Source organism: Rhodococcus coprophilus NBRC 100603, from assembly GCF_001895045.1.
Lineage (GTDB): Bacteria > Actinomycetota > Actinomycetes > Mycobacteriales > Mycobacteriaceae > Rhodococcus > Rhodococcus coprophilus.
Genome location: NZ_BDAM01000001.1, coordinates 739492 through 758596, shown reverse-complemented (window position 1 = coordinate 758596; position 19105 = coordinate 739492). Strand labels below are relative to the sequence as shown.

Here is a 19105-nt window from a genome sequence, read left to right as displayed (position 1 = left end):
CGGGATCGAGGCCCGGTTTCCGGAGGCGAGGGGAGCCGGGCCGTGCTCGCGGCGATGCGGGAGCCTAGGACGGCCGGTGCGTGCGCGGTGTTGTCGTCACGGCACGTGCGTCGGCACCGGCGCCTCGGGTGAGGCGACCCGGCGGTTGAAGGTGCCGTGGAAGCCCCAGGGGATGTGGTGATCGAGCCAGGCAGTGGCCAGGGGCCCGTGGTCCAGATCCCGCGCGTCGAAGACGACCAGTTGGGACCGGTCTTCGTCCAACTGGTGGTTCAGTGCCAGCAACCAGCCGTCGTCTTCGGCGGCGTCGTGGCTTCGGGGGATGAACAGCGGTTCCCCGACGGAGCTGGGGCCGAGGTCGCAGCTGGTGGTCTCGCCTGTCTCTGTGTCGACCTTGACCACAGCGTTGAACAGTCGCGCCGGTCCGCCGTTGCCCGCGAAGTAGGTGTAGCGGTGTTTGCGGGTACCGCGGCGCCAGTCGAACTGCGGAAACTCACCGGATCTGTCGGTCAGCTGATTTTCGATGATCCGGCCCGACTCGGTGATCCGGTACTGCATGAGCGTGGAATCCGGGTACTCGGGAATCCCTCGGTCCGTTCGGTTGACCGTCCCGGTCATGTTGCGCAGCTTCTCCCAATCGGTTTCCAGGCGAGGGAACTCGATTACCACGTCGTCTCCGTCGTCGTAGGCGTTGGTGACGTGGACGTGCAGGAGCGCGGCGTGCTCCACGATGCGGACGGATCCGCCGTTCCTGGGGACCAGCACGAACCGAGTCCCCTTGTCTCGCTTGAATTTCAGGGAGTCGACGAACGATGTCGTCGACCGTGCGATCTTCGCGATGTCGGGCAGGATCGGATCGAGGACGAACACCATGTACTTCTGGGTCAATGCGAAGTCGTGGTTCCACGGCAGATCGAGCATCGGGATGCTCGCGAGTTTGGTCAGCCGCCCGCAGCGATCGACACGGAACGTGCGGATCCGCGGTGTCGGAAGCAGATCGAGACCGAAGTTGTACATGTCGCCGGTGGCAGGATCCCACTTCGGGTGGGCCGAGAAGGCGCCGAGATATCCGAGCCGACCACCGAAGTCGGTACTCCCGAGCGTGGCGAGAGTGTCGGGATCGATCCGGTGAGGATTGCCGAGTTCCCACAGCGCCAGCAGTTCGCCGGCGAAGTTGACGACGTTCGTATTCGCCACGTTCTCCGGCAAACGCCCGACGTTCGCCCGGAAACCGCCCGGAATCTGATCCCCGACTCCACGAAACCGGATGGTGCTCGACTTCTGGCCGTGACGGAAGTGCCGGGTACGCACGTAGCGGTTGCGGAAACGCACCGAGCTGCCGTCGAGGATGAACTGTGAAATCATGCCGTCACCATCGAAGATGTTGTGCAGCAGCGTGCGTCCGACCTGAAATCTGCCAGGGCCGATGCGGTAGAGCGTTCCGGTCAGCTCGCGCGGGAGAGCGCCGTCGATCTGGGTGATGCGATAGTCGTGCTCGCCCAGGAGCGGGGCGGTGACCTGCTGATATGGCGTCAAGCCTTCGCCGGGTCGCGCCGCGGTCATTGTGCTCCCCTCGGTCGAACTCAGGCACCGATCGAAATCTGACTACGTGTGTTATCAGACGATAGGGATGCGGATTTACTGCTGTCAATGCTCGGGGACCCATCTTGGAGGCGGCGTCGGCGCCCACCGAACGTCGCGCGAGCCAACGCGTTCGGCTGCTCCCGCAGGCATCTACAGGACTGCCGGACGCACGGTGTCGCGTGCGTCCGGCAGTGCAGACAGGGGAGCAGACCGACTTGTCGCTGCCGTGAACAGCCCGAACTGATGATGCTGGTCGGCGGTGCAGTCAGTGCACAGGCTCGGAGGCGGGCTCGGTGCGCGACTCCCGGGTGAGCACGGTGAACGCGGTCAACGCGAGGGTCCCGCACACGAGGATCGAGATCGCCATCGGTACCGCGGTGCCCTCACCGCCGAGTCCCACGAGGGGCGAGACGAGTGCCGCGAGCCCGAATTGGGACGCGCCGATCACCGCCGAACCGGTGCCGGCCGCCTTGGGGACCTGCGACTGGGCGAGCGCGGTGGCGTTGCCGAGGATGAAGCTGAGGCTGCTGACGCACACGAACATCAGCGGGAGGATCAGCCACGGTGTGTACCCGACGACCAGGATCGAGAGCAGCAGGAGTGCTCCACCACAGAAAAGGGTGGTGACGCCGGCGCGCAGCAGCGACCGCGTCGGGAAACGTCCGATCAGACGGCTGTTGACGATGTTACCGCCGACGAGACCGACGGAATTCACGGCGAAGACGAGAGAGAACTGTCCCGGGCTGAGTCCGAGGATCTCCTGCGTCACGAACGGGGACGCCGAGATGTAGGAGAACATCGCCCCGAAACTGAGAGCGAAGGTCGCGGCGTAGCCGACGAACCGCCGCTGCGACAGCACGTACCCGAAGTTGCCTGCCATGGCGGAGAAGCCGCCCCCGTGCCGCTTCTCCGGCGGCAGGGTTTCCGGGACGAAGAGCAGCACCGCAACGGTCATCGCGACGGCCAGCGCCGTGAGAACCCAGAAGATGCCACGCCACCCGATGGGACCGAGAAGCGCGCCGCCGAGCAGGGGCGCGGCTACCGGCGCGATACCGCCGATGATCATCATGATGCTGAAAAGCTTGGCGGCCTGATCGCCCCGCGCGCGGTCGGCGATGACCGCACGCGCCAGGACGATTCCGATTCCGCCGCTGAATCCTTGGACAAGACGCGCGGCGATCAGCACCTCCACCGTCGGCGCCAGCGCGCAGAGGGCGCTGCTCGCCACCAGGACGAGCGTGCCGATGATGAGCAGTCGGCGTCGCCCCCAGCCGTCGGAGAGCGGCCCGATCATCAGCTGTCCCAGGCCGAGACCGGCCATGAACGTCGTCAGGGTGAGCTGGACACCGACCGTCGTCGTGCCGAGGCTTTCGGACATGACGGGGAGCCCGGGAAGGTACATATCGGTGGAAAGTGGTGCGATCGCCGACAGCAGCGCGAGCGCGCAGAGCATCGACAACGGGATTGTTTTACTCACTAACGAACTGTAACGGCGTGGCTCGTTGCGTCGTGCGGTGACTCCGCGCACGGTAGACCCATGCGAACCGACGGTCCGAGAGAACTGCCGCCCCCGCTCGCCGTGCACCTCGACGATTTCGCCGACCACCTCGCCCTCGAGAACAACCGCTCCGCCCACACCGTGCGCGCCTACTCCACCGATGTCCGGTCCCTGCTCGCCCACCTGGCTGCAACGAACCCGGACGCTCGCATCGCGGACCTCGACCTCGCGACGCTGCGATCGTGGCTCGCAGGGCAGGTCGAGGCCGGCGCGGCACGGACCACGATTGCGAGACGCACGTCGACGGCGCGGGCGTTCACGGCCTGGCTGGTTCGGACCGGGCGGCTCGACCAGGATCCGGCAGTGCGACTCGCGTCGGCGCGGGCACATCGGACACTGCCCACCGTGCTGCACGACGAGCAGGCCATCGAGGTCATGGAGGCCGCGAAATCGGGTGCGCAGGAACTCGACCCGTCGGCACTCCGCGACCGGGTCATCCTCGAGGTCCTGTACGCGACGGGCATCCGTGTCGGCGAACTGTGCGGGATGGACCTCGGCGACGTCGACAGCGAGCGGCGCGTGCTACGTGTGCTCGGCAAGGGTGACAAGGAGCGGGTGGTGCCCTACGGCGTTCCGGCGGCCGACGCGCTCGATGCCTGGCTCCGTCACGGCCGCCCGCATCTGGGGCGGCCGTCGTCCGGCGAGGCGCTGCTACTCGGGAAGCGCGGCGGACGCATCGACCAGCGCCAGGTCCGCACGGTCGTGCACGACGCGGTGTCGGCAATTCCCGGAGCCCCCGATCTCGCGCCGCACGGACTCCGGCACAGTGCCGCGACCCATCTCCTCGAGGGCGGCGCGGATCTGAGAGTGGTCCAGGAGGTGCTCGGGCATTCGAGCCTCGCAACCACCCAGCTCTATACGCACGTGTCCGTCGCGCGGCTGCGTGCCGTGCACGAGCAAGCACATCCACGGGCCTGACGACCGGAACGTCGGCCCTCGTCGCCCGCGCGAACTGTCCTCCGCGCAGGGGTTCGCCCGGTGCGGACGTGCGCAGTCCCGCCCGGATTGATAGCGTGCGCGCCGCACCATCGAATTCGGGGGGATCAGATGAGACGCGACGAACCGGGCCATGCTCTGCCCGCGTGGCTGCGGGACCAGCCGCCTGCCGCAAGTGAGCCACCACCGGCACGGAAGTCTTTCCGCCGGGTGGTCCGGCCGGAGGGGGCAGGCTCCGAACCGAAGAGTGAGACGCCCGAGACAGCTGCCACCGCTGTGCAGGCGGCCGAGCGCCCCGTCGCGTCGGTCCCGTTCGGAACGCCACTCCTGCCCCCGGCCGGTGCGGCGGACGACGCGGGAGAGACACCGAGCCCGGAGCCCGGAGCGCCGCGATCCGAAGACATGCCGCGCTCCGAAGAGACCGAGCCGTCCGTCACGGCTTCCGAACCATCCCCGGTGAACGCCTCCGGGGAGGACTGTCCCGATCCGGTGGTCGAGGCCGAGGAACCCTGGGCGCCGCACCAGGCCGGTGAACACGATCCGTCGGCGTTGCTCCCTCACGCGTTCGAGCACCAGCCGTCCACTGTCGATCTCGCGTCGGACGTGCTGGTCCGACGATCCCGTCGTTCTTCGCCGGCCGGGTGGCGCCGTGGTGTGCAACGGTTCGCGAAGGGACTCCTCGAGCCCGGCGACTCCACGGGGAGCGCTCGCCACGAACATCTCGTGGAACGAATCCGGCAACCGATCTCGGGGGATTACCGCATCGCGGTGCTGTCCCTCAAAGGTGGGGTGGGCAAGACGACCACGACGATCGGGCTCGGTTCCACGTTCGCCTCGTTACGTGGCGACTGTGTGGTGGCGGTCGACGCGAATCCTGATTTCGGCACGCTCGCGCAGCGCATCCCGCAGCAGACCGACGCCACGGTCCGGGACCTGCTCGCGGCAGCGCCCACGATCCGGCGCTATTCCGATGTCCGGGCGCACACCTCCCAGGCACCGAGCCGGCTCGAGGTGCTGGCGAGCGAACGCGACCCGGCGGTGTCGGAGGCGTTCAGCGAGGACGACTACCGCGCTGTCGTCGACATTCTCCAGGTCTTCTACAACATCATCCTCACCGACTGCGGTACCGGGATCATGCACTCCGCGATGCGGGGAGTACTCGATCTGGCGAATGCCCTCGTGCTGGTGGGGTCGCCCGCGCTCGACGGCGCGCGGAGCGCTGCCGCGACCCTCGACTGGTTGCAGGCCCACGGGTACGACGATCTGGTCGACCGCACGGTCGTGGTGATCAGCGCGCCGCGTCCGGGCACGTCGACGATCGACATGGATGCGCTGACTGCGCATTTCCTCGCGCGGTGCCGCGCACTGCATGTCGTCCCGTTCGACGAACACTTGGCAGAGGGAGCCGAGATCGACCTCGAGCGGTTGCGGCCTGCGACCCGGCGTGCCTTCGTCGAGCTTGCCGCGATCGTGGCGGACGACTTTCCGCCGTTGTCCGGCCGGCATGCCGGCCGCGGCTGACGATGCAGGTGTCGCCGGTCCGGCCGAGGGTCGCGGCGCGCTCCTCAGTGCTTGCCCGGTAGCTCGACCTCGGCCGGTGACTTGTCGGTCCGTAGTCCTTTCCAGCTCGGATGGCGCAGGCTTCCGCCCGCGTATTCGCGGAACTCCACGTCGCCGACGAGGACAGGCTCGACCCAGTGCGCATCGCGGGTGTCGCGAGCCGGTGCCGGGACTGCCAGCGGGCTCGTCGTCCGCTCGAGCGAATCGAGTTGTGCGCGCAGCGTCCGCCGGGTCGCGGCGGTGAAACCCGTGCCGACCTTCCCGATGTACACCAGTTGCCCTTCGTCGTCGTGCGCGCCGAGAATCAGGGAACCGATACCTCCGGTGGCCGACCCCGACCCGGGCAGCCAGCCGACGACCACGACCTCGGTGTTGTTCCGCAGCGGTGACTTGATCCAGCTCGGCGCCCGCGCCCCGGGCAGATACGTCGAGTCGAGGCGTTTGGCCACCACGCCTTCGAGCCCGTGCAGGCGGGCGAGGTCGAGCATCTGCGCGCCGTCGACATCGGTCCAGTACGGCGGGATCTGCACCTGCGGACTCGGCCGCACCAGATCGTCGAGCACGGCCCGGCGCTCGGCGTACGGCAACGCAGTGGTCGACCGGCCGTCGACGGCGAGAACATCGAACAGGTACAGCACCACGGGGATCTCGCGTCGCAGCGCGGGCGTGGGCCGCTGCACGTGCATCCGGCGCTGGAGCCGGTGGAAGGACGGTCTTCCCTTCGCATCGAGCGCGACGATCTCGCCGTCGAGTACCGCCTCGCGGCCGCCCAGGGCGAGCGACACCGGGCCGGGCAGTTCAGGATAGGAGACGGTGATGTCGTTGCCGTTGCGGCTCGAGAATCGGCAGTCGTCGGCTCCGGCCCGCGCGATCGCCCTGACACCGTCCCATTTCATCTCGAATGCCCAGCCGTCCCCGGCCGGCAGCACGCCGAGGGTCGCCAGCATCGGGGACGGCTCCGTCGACGCGGAAGGCATAGACCGAGTCTGCGGCATCCACCCTGGCGGTGATCGGCGAATCGGCAGCGTGGTCCCCGGCTACTCGTCCTCGACGCCGGTCACACGGGATGGAGACGGATCACCGGCCGCTCCACGAGGGGGAGGGGATCGAGATACTCGTCCCGGTCCCGGCGCAGTCCCCAATGCAGGCACGCCGCGACCGGGCACCCCTCGTGACCGCTCTCGACCGTGCCGATCGGATCGCCGCGCCCGATGCGCCGCCCGGACACGACCGCGGCGACGACGGGTTCGTACGTCGTGCGCAGCCCACCGGGATGGTCGACGGACACGACAGGCTTCCCCGCGACGGTGCCTGCGAACACCACCACACCGTCACCCGCAGACCGGACGTGCTGTCCGGGCGACGCGGCCAGGTCGACGCCGCGGTGACCGGGCAGCCAATTCCGGTCGGGCGGGTCGAAGGCGCGAGTGACGGCGGGCCGGGGTTCGAGCGGCCATCCGAACAGCGGACCGGCGGGCGGCCCGTCGGTCCGGAGGGGGCCGCCCAGGGCCGGGACGGTCCCCACGGTGAACACCAGCACCGCGAGGCAGGCGCTGCGGGACACGATCCGGCGGACGGCCGCGATACTCATGCAGGAAGGGTGCCGTCCGCAGCCGCCCGAGCGACAGACCCGGTCCGGGGTCTGTGGACAAAGCGGGAGTGCTCCACAGGGGCGACGTGCCGGTTTAGCGATCCGGCACCTGGGCACGTACACTTGTCGGGCGGTCTGTGTTCGCAGATCGACTTCGCGCGTCCGCGCACGGTGTCACCCGTTCGTACGGTGTACACCCGATGGCCGTCGATCGGTCCCGCAAGGGTTCGACGGGCATGTGGACGCCAGGGCGGGGATCGCAAGATCGCCCGCATCAACCGACACGAAAGAGAGACAACAGCCATGGCTGTCGTAACCATGAGGCAGCTGCTCGACAGCGGCGCCCACTTCGGTCACCAGACTCGACGCTGGAACCCGAAGATGAAGCGGTTCATCTTCACCGACCGCAACGGCATCTACATCATCGACTTGCAGCAGACGCTGACGTACATCGACAAGGCGTACGAATTCGTCAAGGAGACCGTCGCCCACGGTGGCACGATCCTGTTCGTCGGCACCAAGAAGCAGGCGCAGGAATCCATCGCCGAAGAGGCCACTCGCGTCGGAATGCCGTACGTGAACCAGCGCTGGCTCGGCGGCATGCTCACCAACTTCTCCACCGTCCACAAGCGCCTGCAGCGCCTGAAGGAGCTGGAGGCCATGGAGCAGACCGGTGGCTTCGAGGGTCGCACCAAGAAGGAAATCCTCATGCTCACGCGTGAGATGAACAAGCTGGATCGCACCCTCGGTGGTATCCGCGATATGGCCAAGGTTCCGTCGGCCGTGTGGATCGTCGACACCAACAAGGAGCACATCGCCGTCGGTGAGGCTCGCAAGCTCAACATCCCGGTCATCGCGATCCTGGACACGAACTGCGATCCGGACCTCGTCGACTACCCGATCCCGGGTAACGACGACGCGATTCGTTCGGCTGCGCTTCTGACCAAGGTTGTCGCTTCCGCCGTCGCCGAGGGCCTCCAGGCCCGCGCCGGCAAGAGCACGGACGCCGACGCCAAGCCCGAGGCCGGCGCCGAGCCGCTCGCCGAGTGGGAGCAGGAACTGCTCTCGCAGGCCACCCCGGCCGCCGAGGCCGAGGCCCCTGCTGCAGAGGCTCCCGCGGCGGAAGCTCCCGCTGCCGAGGCACCTGCCGCGGACGCAACGCCCGAGGCCTGATCCCGATGGACGGCCCCGACCGGTAGATCGCAAGATCCATGGTCGGGGCCGTCTGTTCGCGAGCGGCCCGGACATTCGCTGCGCCGCCCGCACTCCGAGACTTTCCATCACAGACACAGGAGGCTCGCTTCCATGGCGAACTACACCGCCGCCGACGTCAAGCGTCTCCGTGAGCTCACCGGCTCCGGAATGCTGGACTGCAAGAACGCTCTCGCCGACAACGACGGCGACTTCGACAAGGCCGTCGAGCAGCTGCGCATCAAGGGTGCCAAGGACGTGGGCAAGCGCGCCGAGCGCTCCACCGCCGAAGGCCTGGTCGTGTCCAAGGACGGCGTCCTCGTAGAGCTGAACTCCGAGACCGACTTCGTCGCCAAGAACGACGAGTTCAAGGCTCTCGCCGACACGATCGTCACTGCGGCCGCGCAGGCGCGTCCCGCCGATGTCGACGCCCTCAAGGCCGTCGAGATCGACGGCAAGACGGTCGACGCGCTGGTCCAGGAGATGTCCGCGAAGATCGGCGAGAAGCTCGAGCTTCGCCGCGTCGCGTCGTTCGACGGCCAGACGTCCGTCTACCTGCACAAGCGTGCGTCGGACCTGCCGCCGTCGGTCGGCGTGCTCGTCGAGTACACCGGTGAAGGCGACGCTGCCGCCGAGGCCGCGCGTGCCGCCGCGATGCAGATCGCTGCGCTTAAGGCCAAGTACGTCACCCGTGACGAGGTCCCCGAGGACATCGTCGCCAACGAGCGTCGTATCGCCGAGGAGACCGCAAAGGCCGAGGGCAAGCCCGAGGCTGCGCTCCCGAAGATCGTCGAAGGCCGCGTCAACGGCTACTTCAAGGATGTCGTGCTCACCGAGCAGGCCTCCGTCACGGACTCGAAGAAGACCGTCAAGGCGATCCTCGACGAGGCCGGTGCCACGGTCGTCCGCTTCGTGCGGTTCGAGGTCGGCGCCAGCTAGAATGTCTGCTTCTCGACCCCGCCGGCTCTCTGCCGGCGGGGTCGAGGTGTGTCAGGGCACGCCCACCGGCACGCGCACGGCCGCCGCACGGGCGGTCCGCCGCCGTGCGAACGGTCATGACACAGCGTGTCGTCTCGCGCCCGGTCTCGGTTCCACCGGGTCGATGAGGCAGGATGAAAGGGCCGATTCATGCGCAACCAGAGGAGAGTCATGTCCGAACACGCCCACGAACGGCCCGGTTTCCGCCGGGTGCTCCTCAAGCTCGGCGGCGAGATGTTCGGCGGCGGCACCGGCAAGGTGGGGCTGGATCCCGACGTCGTGACCACGGTGGCAGAGCAGATCGCCGAGGTCGTGCGCAGCGGTGTGGAAGTTGCCGTGGTGATCGGCGGCGGAAACTTCTTCCGCGGCGCGGAACTGCAACAGCGCGGCCTCGAACGCGCTCGCTCCGACTACATGGGCATGCTCGGCACGGTCATGAATTCCCTTGCGCTGCAGGATTTCCTGGAGAAGCAGGGTATCGACACCCGCGTGCAGACCGCCATCACGATGGGGCAGGTCGCCGAGCCGTATCTCCCGCTTCGCGCCCGCCGGCACCTCGAGAAGGGCCGCGTCGTCATCTTCGGTGCGGGCATGGGCATGCCGTACTTCTCCACCGACACCACCGCCGCGCAGCGCGCGCTCGAGATCGGGGCGGACGTCGTGCTGATGGCGAAAGCCGTCGACGGCGTCTATTCCGCCGACCCGCGGGTGGTTCCCGATGCGGTGATGTTCGAGGAGATCACCCACCGCGAGGTCATCGAGAAGGACCTCAAGGTCGCGGACGCGACCGCTTTCAGCCTGTGCATGGACAACTCCATGCCGATCATGGTCTTCAACCTGCTGACCAAGGGCAATATCGCCCGGGCCGTCAACGGTGAGAAGATCGGAACGCTCGTACGGTCATGAACGGACAACGGAACATGGAGGAACTGCCGTGATCGATGAAGCCCTCTTCGAAGCCGAGGAGAAGATGGACAAGGCCGTCACGGTGGCCAAGGACGAGCTCGGGGGCATCCGCACCGGACGCGCGAATCCCGGCATGTTCAACCGCATCGTGGTGGACTACTACGGCTCGCCGACGCCCGTCACGCAGATTGCCAGCATCAGTGTGCCCGAGGCACGCATGGTCATCGTCAAGCCGTACGAGCAGTCACAGCTCGGCGCGATCGAAACCGCGATCCGCAACTCCGATCTCGGCGTGAACCCGAGCAACGACGGGCACATCATCCGTATCTCGGTGCCGCAGCTCACCGAGGAACGTCGCCGCGAACTCGTCAAGCAGTCCAAGTCGAAAGGCGAGGACGCGAAGGTTGCCGTGCGCAACGTCCGGCGCAAGGCGATGGAAGAACTCGGCCGCATCCAGAAGGACGGCGAAGCCGGCGAGGACGAAGTCAACCGCGCGGAGAAGGAACTCGACAAGACCACGGCCAAGTACGTGGCGCAGATCGACGAACTGATCAAGCACAAGGAAGCCGAGTTGATGGAGGTCTGACGGTGGGCAGAGCCGACGGGTCTTCAACCCCGCAGCTTCCACTCGGTGCCGAAGGCGACTCCGGCACCACCCCCGCAGTCTCGGACTCGACATCCGGTACCGCACCCGCGAAGCCGGCCTCCCGTGCCGGCCGAGACCTCCCTGCCGCGATCGCGGTGGGGTCCGGGCTCGGCGGACTTGTCATCGTAATTCTGCTGTTCGCCCCGACTGCCTGGCTTGCCGTGGTCGCGGCGGCGATCGCCATAGCAACGTGGGAGGTCACCAAGCGCCTCCGCGAAGCCGACGTGTCGGTTCCGCGCGTGCCTCTCCTGCTCGGTGGGCAGGCGATCATCTGGCTGGGATGGCCGTACGGCACCACCGGCGTCCTCGGTGCCTTCGCGGGCACCGTGGTGGTCACCATGTTGTGGCGACTGTTCGACCGCGGCTTGGCGGCGCAGCCACACAACTATCTCCGGGACACCGCGGTAGCGGTGTTCACCGCGGCGTGGTTGCCGCTGCTCGCCTCGTTCGCGACATTGATGGTCCTCGAAGATCAGGGTGCCGCCCGCGTCTTCTGCCTGATGCTGGTGTGCGTGGCGTCCGATATCGGTGGTTACGCAGCGGGCGTGCTGTTCGGTAAGCACACGATGGCCCCGGCGATCAGCCCGAAGAAGTCCTGGGAAGGATTCGGAGGTTCGCTGGTCGCCTGTGTGGCCGTAGGAATCCTCACCGTCACCTTCCTGCTCGACGGCCCGTGGTGGGTCGGTGCCGTCCTCGGCGTGGTCCTGGTCTTCACGGCCACGGCCGGTGACCTGATCGAATCCCAGGTCAAGCGGGAACTCGGCATCAAGGACATGGGCACACTCCTGCCGGGCCACGGCGGCATCATGGATCGGCTGGATTCGATCCTGCCGTCCGCATTCGTCACCTGGCTGATCCTCACCGCTTTCATCTAGTGGCTGTCGGCAACAGCGGCCGCGACCGGGGCGTGATAGCGAGCCCCAACATCTGGCACTGGCCCGCGGTCTACGAAGAGGAGAACCGGGCCCAGGACACCCGCGGCGCCGTTTATGCGGCGCTGCGGGAGTCGGTCGACTGGACCGGCCGTGATGTCGTCGACGTGGGATGCGGCAGCGGCTACCATCTGCCGATGTTCGCCCGTGCGGCGCGCACGGTGACCGGTGTGGAACCCCACCCGCCGCTCGTGGCGGCGGCACGGCGCCGGGTCGAGGATCTGTCGACCGTCCGGGTTCTGCGAGGATCCGCCGCGTCTCTGCCGTTGCCGGACGGCTCCACCGACCTCGTTCACGCCCGCACCGCCTACTTCTTCGGCCCCGGATGCGGGGCCGGAATCCTCGAGGCCATGCGGGTGCTGCGGCCCGGGGGAGCGCTCGCCGTCGTCGATCTCGACGCGACCGCCCATCCGTACGGAGAGTGGATGCGCGCCGACCTCCCGCACTACGACCCTCCGGCCGTCGAAGCGTTCTTCCGCGCCCAGGGATTCGACCTGCGACGCGTCGACACGGAATGGGCGTTTCCGGACCGTGCGGCCCTCGAACGCGTGCTGGGTATCGAATTCGGCCCGGAGGTGGCATCCCGGGCGATCAGGGAAACACCCGGCACGACACTGACCGTGCGCTATCGCCTCCACGTCCGCCGCAAACCGGTAGGCGTCGAAATACGCTGAGCCGGACCGCGTCGTGCTCGTCAGTGCGACACGCCGACGTGGAACGCCCTCGCGAGTTCGGTGATCACCCCGGCGTGCCCATCCGGCGTCCTCGTCGCTGGACTCGACGCCGCGTCGACATACGGCCGTCCCCCCGCCGGTAGGCGAGCATCACAGCAACGGCGAGTCCGGCCCGCTCCGGTTTCATGGGAGAATGGATCATTATGGCTTCATCTCTGCCCCTGGTATTCGACGCACCCAAGCGCGGCATGCCGCCGCGACACCTCGCCGACCTCGATTCCGAGCAGCGACGTGAGGCGGTGCGTGAGCTGGGTCTGCCGGCGTTTCGCGCCGACCAACTCGCTCGCCAGTACTACGGGCGACTCGAAGCGGACCCGGCCAAGATGACCGACCTGCCCGCCACGGTGCGGGACACGGTGGGCACGGCCCTGTTCCCGCCTCTGCTCACTGCGGTCAAGCACATCGCCTGCGACAAGGGCGAGACCCGCAAGACGCTGTGGCGCGCCCACGACGGCACACTCCTCGAAAGTGTGCTGATGCGCTACCCCGACCGCGCGACACTCTGCATCTCGAGCCAGGCCGGATGCGGGATGGCGTGCCCCTTCTGCGCGACCGGCCAGGGCGGTCTCGACCGTAACCTGACGACCGCGGAGATCGTCGACCAGGTGCGTGCGGCCGCGGCCGCGCTTCGCGACGGTGACGTGGCCGGCGGGCCGGGGCGACTGTCCAACGTCGTGTTCATGGGTATGGGCGAACCGCTCGCGAACTACAAGCGGGTCGTCGCTGCGGTCCGTCGTATCACCTCGCCGGCACCCGACGGTCTCGGTTTGTCCCAGCGCTCGGTCACTGTCTCGACGGTCGGGTTGGCGCCCGCGATCCGCAAGCTCGCCGACGAGGGGCTGAGCGTGACGCTCGCCGTGTCGCTGCACACCCCGGACGACGAACTGCGCGACACCCTCGTACCCGTGAACAACCGCTGGTCGGTGAAGGAGGTGCTCGACGCCGCGCGTTACTACGCCGACAAGACCGGGCGCCGGGTCTCCATCGAGTACGCGTTGATCCGCGATGTGAACGACCAGCCGTGGCGTGCGGACCTGCTGGGCAAGAAGCTGCACAAGGCGCTCGGCGCGCTGGTGCACGTCAACCTGATTCCGCTCAACCCGACGCCGGGTAGCGAGTGGGACGCGAGCCCCAAGCACGTCGAACGCGAGTTCGTGCGGCGCGTACAGGCCCAGGGCGTCTCCTGCACGGTGCGTGACACCCGCGGCCAGGAAATTGCCGCGGCGTGTGGCCAGCTCGCCGCCGAAGGCTGAGAACGGGGCTGCGGCCGGCCGGTACCGGGATCGTGTCGCGGGTGCGAATCCGCCGCTTCCGTACGATCGGCCGCATGCACAGGTCACCGGGGGGTTCCGGATGGTAGATGTCCGTGGTGTGGCCGGCACGCTCGCGTGCGTGGCGGCCGGAGCGTTTCTGATCAACGCCGTTCCGCATTCGGTTCGCGGTGTCACCGGCGAACGATTCCCCACACCGTTCGCGGATCCGCCGGGCGTAGGACTCTCGTCTCCGACCGAGAACATCGTCTGGGGTGCCGTCAATGTCGCGATCGGTGGGGCGCTGCTGCGCGGATTCACCGGGACGGCACGCGAGTACGGCGCGCTGGCTGTCGGCGCGACGTCCACGGCGCTGTTCCTCGCCCGCTACTTCGGTGACGTGGCGACCCGGCCGACACCGGACTGAGCCGGATCAGACTGCTCGGTCCTGCTTCGCCTCGCTGTCCGCGGCGCCGAAGTACGCTGCCTCGAGACGATCCCGGTCGGCCAGCAGTTCCGCCGCGCTGCCCTCGAGGACGACGCGGCCGTGCCCGAGCACGAGCGCGCGGTCCGACACGGCGAGAGCGAGTTCGACGTGCTGCTCGACCAGCACGACGGCGATGTTCTCGTCGCGAGCGAGATCCCGGATGGCGGGCAGCATCTGTTCCACGACGAGCGGGGCCAGCCCGAGGCTCATCTCGTCGACCATGAGGATCCGCGGTTCCGCGAGTAGTGCCACCGCGATCGCGAGCATCTGCTGTTCACCGCCGGACAGGAGACCGACTGTGCGCGATTGTAATCGGGCAAGAGCCGGAAACCTGTCGAGAACGAGTTCTTCCCGGGCACGGTCGGCTGTACTGCGGGCGAGCCGGAAGTGGTCGCGCACCGTCATGGTGGAGAAGAGTCCGCGGTCGTCGGGAACGAGCCGGATACCGCGCCGCGCCATCCGGTAGGGCCTGCGGTGGTCGACCGGGGCACCGAGGGCGGTGACCTGCCCGCCCATCGCCGGAAGCAGTCCCGCGAGTGTCAGCAGAGTCGTCGTTTTGCCCGCGCCGTTGGATCCGAGGATCGAGACGACCTCACCGGCGGAGACGGTCAGGTTCACGTCGGAGACCGCGGCGACGCCGTTGTAACCGGACGTCATGGATTCGGCGGTGAGCACCACGTCAGCCATGAGTGGTCTCCATCGGTGTGCCGAGATACGCAGCGATCACAGCAGGATCCTTTCTCGCCTCTTCCGGTGTGCCCGAGAAGATCACCTTCCCGAACTCCATGACGTAGATGCGGTCGCACACACCGAGAATCAGCGACATGTCGTGGTCGATGAGCAGCACTCCCGGACCGCCGCGCGCCACGGCGCGGATGCGCTCGGCGAAGTCGAGGCTCTCCTGGCTGTCGAGGCCCGCGGCAGGCTCGTCGAGCAGCAACAGGCGGCAGTTCCCGACGAGTGCACGTGCGACGCCGACGAGTTTCTGTTGTCCGAGGGTGAGATCGCGCGCCGTCGTCTCCCCGAGATCGCCGAGTCCCACGGCATGCAGCGTCGAGGCCACGAGTTCGTCCGTGCCGGTCTTCCGGCGGCCGAACAGATCCCGCCACAGCGTCGCCGGTCCGCCGGGACGCAGCGCCGCGACGACATTCTGCGCGACCGTGAGATTGCCGAAGAGCTCACCGGATTGCCATGTGCGGGACAGTCCGGCGCGTCTGCGCAGATGCGGAGCACGTCCGTCGAGCCGTGTGTCGCCGAGTGTGATCTCGCCGGAGTACTCGGTGAAGCCCGTGACTGCGTCGACGAACGTGGTCTTGCCGGCACCGTTCGGCCCGATCAGTCCGACGATCTCCCCGGAGCCGACCGTCAGCGACACGTCGTCGTTGGCGACGACGCCTCCGTAGGCCACGGTCACGTTACGCGCGGACAGCCGCGCCGGTTTCTCATCCGGCATCACTCACCGCAACCTTTCTGTCGTCGGCGTTCGGGGCGGAGTCGATCCCGGGTGGGGCCGGTGGTCGCGATCGGCGGGAGCGGACCAGATCGGCGATCCGGGATGCTTCTCCCGCCACCCCGACGGGATTGACGATCGCGGTGGCGATCAGCGCCAGTCCGGAGATCAGGGCGTAGTAGTCACCGAAATCGAACACGTTGTGCAGCAACACGTAGACGATCCCCAGTGGCCCGATCACGCCGGCGATCATCGCGCCGCCGACCGAGGTGATGCCGCCCAGGTACGCGACCGCAAGCACCTGCAATCCCACGAAGACCGTGAAGGACTCTGCCGACAGCTGGCCTGCGCTGTACCCGATGAGGCACCCGGCGACACCGGCGATGAAGGCGGAGAGACCGAACCCGACGAGCTTGGTCAGCCGCACGTTGATGCCGCTCGCGGCGGCGGCGCGCTCATTGGCGCGTACTGCCAGAAACGTCCGGCCCGTGTCGCCGGATGCGAGCCGGATGAATCCCCAGACGACCAGGGCTGCGACGACCAGGACGGTGAGGGAGAACGACAGACGCGCGATGTCGCTGCCCTCGCGCACACCGAGATTCAGTCCGAACAGCGTGGGGTTGGCGATGGGATTTCCCGACGGAGGGGTCAGGCTGTAGTTGTTGAAGACGAACCGCTCGATGGCCAGGGCGGCCGCGATGGTGACGATCGCGAGTTGCGCGCCCCGGATTCTGAAGGCGGGCAGCGCGACCAGCATTCCCAGCCCCGCCGCGACGAGCGAGCAGAACACCAGTGCTACCGGGAACGGTAGACCCCAGCCGGTGGTCACCTTCGACAGCATGAATCCTGCCGCTCCGGCGAATGCCGCCTGCGCCAACGAGATCTGGCCGAGGTAACCGGTGATCACCACGTACGACAGGGCCAGGAGCATCAGGATGATCGAATAGGTCAACCCGAAACGGTACGTGCCGGAGGTGACCGCCAGCAGGACCCCGGTCGCGACGACCACGACGGCGGCGGGGATCGGCCGGAAGCGCGGAATCCGCACATCGGGCAGTTTGACCGTCTGGAGCGAACCGCGGGACGGTATCCGTCCGCCGAACGCGAAGAGGATCACGATGATCACGAGGAACGGCACAACCTGGTCGACGCCGGATTGCGCCCACACCGGCCACCAGTTCTCACCGGTGAGCAGGTTGAGCACCGATTGGAATGCTCCCAGGGCGAGCGAGGCGATCACGATCGTCGCGACGGACTCCATCCGGGCGACGAGGAGCACCGCGAGAGCGGGCACCACGAGCAGCGAGTAATTGAGAGGATTCAACCCGGTCAAGCTCGCGCCCAGGACGACACCCATCGTGCTGACGAACGACGCCATCACCATCGCGAGTGCGGCGAGGCGGTCCGCCGAGAATCCCATGAGCGTCGCGCCCCGCTCGTTCTCGGCGGCCGCCCGGGTAGCCGCACCGGCCCGCGTGAAGCGGAAGTATGCCCAGATCAGTGCGGAGAGCGCCACCATAATCCCCGCCATCACCAACTCGGCGGACGAGACGGTGGTGCCGAAGACGTCGAGGGAGCCGTCCGGGACGATCGCCTCGATCGGAATGTTGTTCGGGCCGAACCGAAGCACCACCAGCGCCTGGATGGTGAGCATCAGTGCGACCGAGACGACCACCTGCGCGAGTGCCGGTGCGCGCCGGACGGGCCGGAACACCAGGTAGTGCGTGAGAAGGCCGAGGAGCAGTGCCATGAGCAGCCCGATGGCCAGCGCCACCGGGGTGGACGGTTTCTCGTCGAACTCCAGGCTTCCGATCGGCAGAACCAGTGTTCCGTCGCGGCGCAACTGCGCGAAGACGTACGCGCCCCACATCGCGGTCGCGCCCTGGGCGAAGTTGATGATGCCGGTCGACCGGTAGACGAGCAGGAGGCCGCCCGACAGCCCGATGTACACCGCTGCGAGGCCGAACCCCAGGACGATGAACTGCAGGTAGGTGCTCATGGTGTACTCCGGCGCGTCTCGGTCGTCATGTCTCGGTCGTCATGTCGTGATCGTCAGGACGCGGGCATCAGTGACGGATCGAGGTCGATGTATCCGTTCTCGTCCACCGAGCGGAGAGTCCCGTCCTCCTGCACCTCGAAGAAGATGGCCTGCGCGTTGCAGGTGGTGGCGACCCCGGGCCATTGCTGCCCGTCGCACGTCACCGTGGGTCCTGCGAACGACGGGAAGTCCTTCACTGCCTTGAACGCGTCCGTGACCGTGCCCGCGGTGATCTCTCCGCCGTGGTCGGACAGGATCTGGGCGATGTTGACGATCGCGGCGAACGTGTAGATCGACCGCGACGACAGTTCGTTCCCGTAACCGACCGCGTCCATCGCGTCGGCGAAGATGTCGAGTTGTTCCTGCACCTCGGCGGGCGCCGACTCCTTGGCCAGCGGCACCCACAACCGCGGCTGTGTGACGATACCGGCGGCGTCGGTCCCCATCTCGTCGATGAACTGGGAACACGACCCCGCGAGGATGGTGTCCTCGTAGCCTTGCCGGCGCAAGGCCTGGAACAGGCTGGTGCAGCCGTCTTCCGGTAGAGCGATCACACCGGCCATGTCGGGGTTGTCCGCAAGCTGTGTCGCGGCAACGACATTCAGATTCGCGCCCGATGCCGGGGGGTACTGCACGCTGACATCGATCCCCATCCCGTCGGCAATCGGCATGATCAGATCGTCGACGTAGGCATGGGAGGTGGGGGATTCGTTGACCGCGAGCGACGCTGTCGTCTTCCCCATGGTGTCGAGCGCCGACATGCTGGCGAGCGCCGCGAACGACACCGGGCCGGTGAAGTAGAACGCCTGCCCGTATTCGGCGGCATCGGCGACGAACGATCCGGCGAGCGTTCCGATGATGGGGATGCCCGCCGAACCGAGGATCGGTACCGCGGCCCCCATGCTCTGATCCACCGCGTCGATCACGAGCGGCACATTCTTCGAGACGAAGCCGTTGGCACAGTTGATGGACGTTTCGGGACTGCCGTCACCACCGCACACATCCACTTCGAGTGGGCGGCCGTTGATGCCTCCGAGCACCTCGTTCACGTAGTGGACGCCGGCTTCGAGTCCGTACGCGGTCTGCGGGTACGCGGTTGCACCTTTGATGGGTGCCTGCGCGCCGATGACGATGGGGGCGCCGGTGGGTGCGGCGGCGTCTCCGGACGCGTCGCCGCCGCTCGATCCGCACGCCGACACGGTGAGTGCGGCCACTGCTGCGATCGCACCGATGTGGAGCTTCTTCATTGGTGGGCCACTTTCTCGAA

General features: G+C 67.5%; 18 protein-coding genes. 10 read left to right on the top strand and 8 right to left on the bottom strand.

Annotated elements, in window-relative coordinates; all coding sequences use genetic code 11:
- Nucleotides 1–96: 96 nt before the first annotated feature.
- A complete protein-coding gene (locus RDCOP1_RS03460; RefSeq protein ID WP_072698623.1) occupies nt 97–1560 on the bottom strand; it encodes a carotenoid oxygenase family protein in 1464 nt (487 codons plus the stop codon).
- A 286-nt stretch (nt 1561–1846) separates the two neighbouring features.
- On the bottom strand, nt 1847–3034 hold the full coding sequence (locus RDCOP1_RS03455) for a multidrug effflux MFS transporter (RefSeq protein WP_072698622.1): 1188 nt from the start codon (nt 3032–3034) through the stop codon (nt 1847–1849).
- 108 nt (nt 3035–3142) lie between these two features.
- Between RDCOP1_RS03455 and RDCOP1_RS03450 the strand changes: the two genes are divergently transcribed.
- Entirely contained in the window at nt 3143–4057 is a 915-nt protein-coding gene (locus tag RDCOP1_RS03450; RefSeq protein WP_174555762.1) for a tyrosine recombinase XerC, read from the top strand.
- Nucleotides 4058–4477: 420 nt separating this feature from the next.
- Complete coding sequence (locus RDCOP1_RS03445) at nt 4478–5596, top strand: MinD/ParA family ATP-binding protein (protein ID WP_072698887.1); 1119 nt, start codon at nt 4478–4480, stop codon at nt 5594–5596.
- A 44-nt stretch (nt 5597–5640) separates the two neighbouring features.
- On the opposite strand, the gene ligD is transcribed toward RDCOP1_RS03445, so the two are convergent.
- Nucleotides 5641–6612 (bottom strand): non-homologous end-joining DNA ligase, encoded by a 972-nt coding sequence (gene ligD / locus RDCOP1_RS03440; protein ID WP_072698620.1) that lies wholly within the window; start codon nt 6610–6612, stop codon nt 5641–5643.
- 80 nt (nt 6613–6692) lie between these two features.
- On the bottom strand, nt 6693–7226 hold the full coding sequence (locus RDCOP1_RS03435; RefSeq protein ID WP_072698619.1) for a M23 family metallopeptidase: 534 nt from the start codon (nt 7224–7226) through the stop codon (nt 6693–6695).
- A gap of 303 nt (nt 7227–7529) precedes the next feature.
- Here RDCOP1_RS03435 and rpsB point away from each other — a divergent pair, with 303 nt between their 5' ends.
- From rpsB to RDCOP1_RS03395, 8 genes are all read left to right on the top strand, one after another.
- Nucleotides 7530–8399, top strand: coding sequence for a 30S ribosomal protein S2 (gene rpsB, locus RDCOP1_RS03430; RefSeq protein ID WP_072698618.1), 870 nt, complete (start codon nt 7530–7532; stop codon nt 8397–8399).
- A gap of 132 nt (nt 8400–8531) precedes the next feature.
- Nucleotides 8532–9356, top strand: coding sequence for a translation elongation factor Ts (gene tsf, locus RDCOP1_RS03425; RefSeq protein WP_072698617.1), 825 nt, complete (start codon nt 8532–8534; stop codon nt 9354–9356).
- A 210-nt stretch (nt 9357–9566) separates the two neighbouring features.
- Nucleotides 9567–10301 carry a UMP kinase gene (gene pyrH, locus RDCOP1_RS03420; RefSeq protein WP_072698616.1) on the top strand — a complete coding sequence of 245 codons (735 nt, stop codon included), beginning with the start codon at nt 9567–9569 and terminating at the stop codon, nt 10299–10301.
- Between the two features lie 28 nt (nt 10302–10329).
- On the top strand, nt 10330–10887 hold the full coding sequence (gene frr, locus RDCOP1_RS03415; RefSeq protein WP_072698615.1) for a ribosome recycling factor: 558 nt from the start codon (nt 10330–10332) through the stop codon (nt 10885–10887).
- Nucleotides 10888–10889: 2 nt separating this feature from the next.
- The gene (locus RDCOP1_RS03410; protein WP_072698614.1) at nt 10890–11822 is read left to right on the top strand and encodes a phosphatidate cytidylyltransferase; all 933 of its coding nucleotides are present in this window, start codon (nt 10890–10892) and stop codon (nt 11820–11822) included.
- 32 nt (nt 11823–11854) lie between these two features.
- The gene (locus RDCOP1_RS03405) at nt 11855–12553 is read left to right on the top strand and encodes a class I SAM-dependent methyltransferase (RefSeq protein ID WP_072698886.1); all 699 of its coding nucleotides are present in this window, start codon (nt 11855–11857) and stop codon (nt 12551–12553) included.
- A 203-nt stretch (nt 12554–12756) separates the two neighbouring features.
- Nucleotides 12757–13866, top strand: coding sequence for a dual-specificity RNA methyltransferase RlmN (gene rlmN, locus RDCOP1_RS03400; RefSeq protein WP_072698613.1), 1110 nt, complete (start codon nt 12757–12759; stop codon nt 13864–13866).
- Between the two features lie 100 nt (nt 13867–13966).
- Complete coding sequence (locus tag RDCOP1_RS03395) at nt 13967–14290, top strand: hypothetical protein (protein WP_072698885.1); 324 nt, start codon at nt 13967–13969, stop codon at nt 14288–14290.
- Nucleotides 14291–14296: 6 nt separating this feature from the next.
- On the opposite strand, the gene RDCOP1_RS03390 is transcribed toward RDCOP1_RS03395, so the two are convergent.
- From RDCOP1_RS03390 to RDCOP1_RS03375, 4 genes are read right to left on the bottom strand one after another with little or no spacing between them, the layout of a single operon-like run.
- Nucleotides 14297–15037, bottom strand: coding sequence for an ABC transporter ATP-binding protein (locus tag RDCOP1_RS03390; protein WP_072698612.1), 741 nt, complete (start codon nt 15035–15037; stop codon nt 14297–14299).
- Entirely contained in the window at nt 15030–15803 is a 774-nt protein-coding gene (locus RDCOP1_RS03385; protein ID WP_072698611.1) for an ABC transporter ATP-binding protein, read from the bottom strand. The genes RDCOP1_RS03390 and RDCOP1_RS03385 overlap by 8 nt, the downstream gene beginning before the upstream one ends.
- Entirely contained in the window at nt 15793–17799 is a 2007-nt protein-coding gene (locus RDCOP1_RS03380) for an ABC transporter permease (RefSeq protein ID WP_072698610.1), read from the bottom strand. Before RDCOP1_RS03380 ends, RDCOP1_RS03385 begins: the two co-directional genes overlap by 11 nt.
- Before the next feature lie 53 nt (nt 17800–17852).
- The gene (locus RDCOP1_RS03375; RefSeq protein WP_072698609.1) at nt 17853–19085 is read right to left on the bottom strand and encodes an ABC transporter substrate-binding protein; all 1233 of its coding nucleotides are present in this window, start codon (nt 19083–19085) and stop codon (nt 17853–17855) included.
- Nucleotides 19086–19105 lie beyond the last annotated feature (20 nt).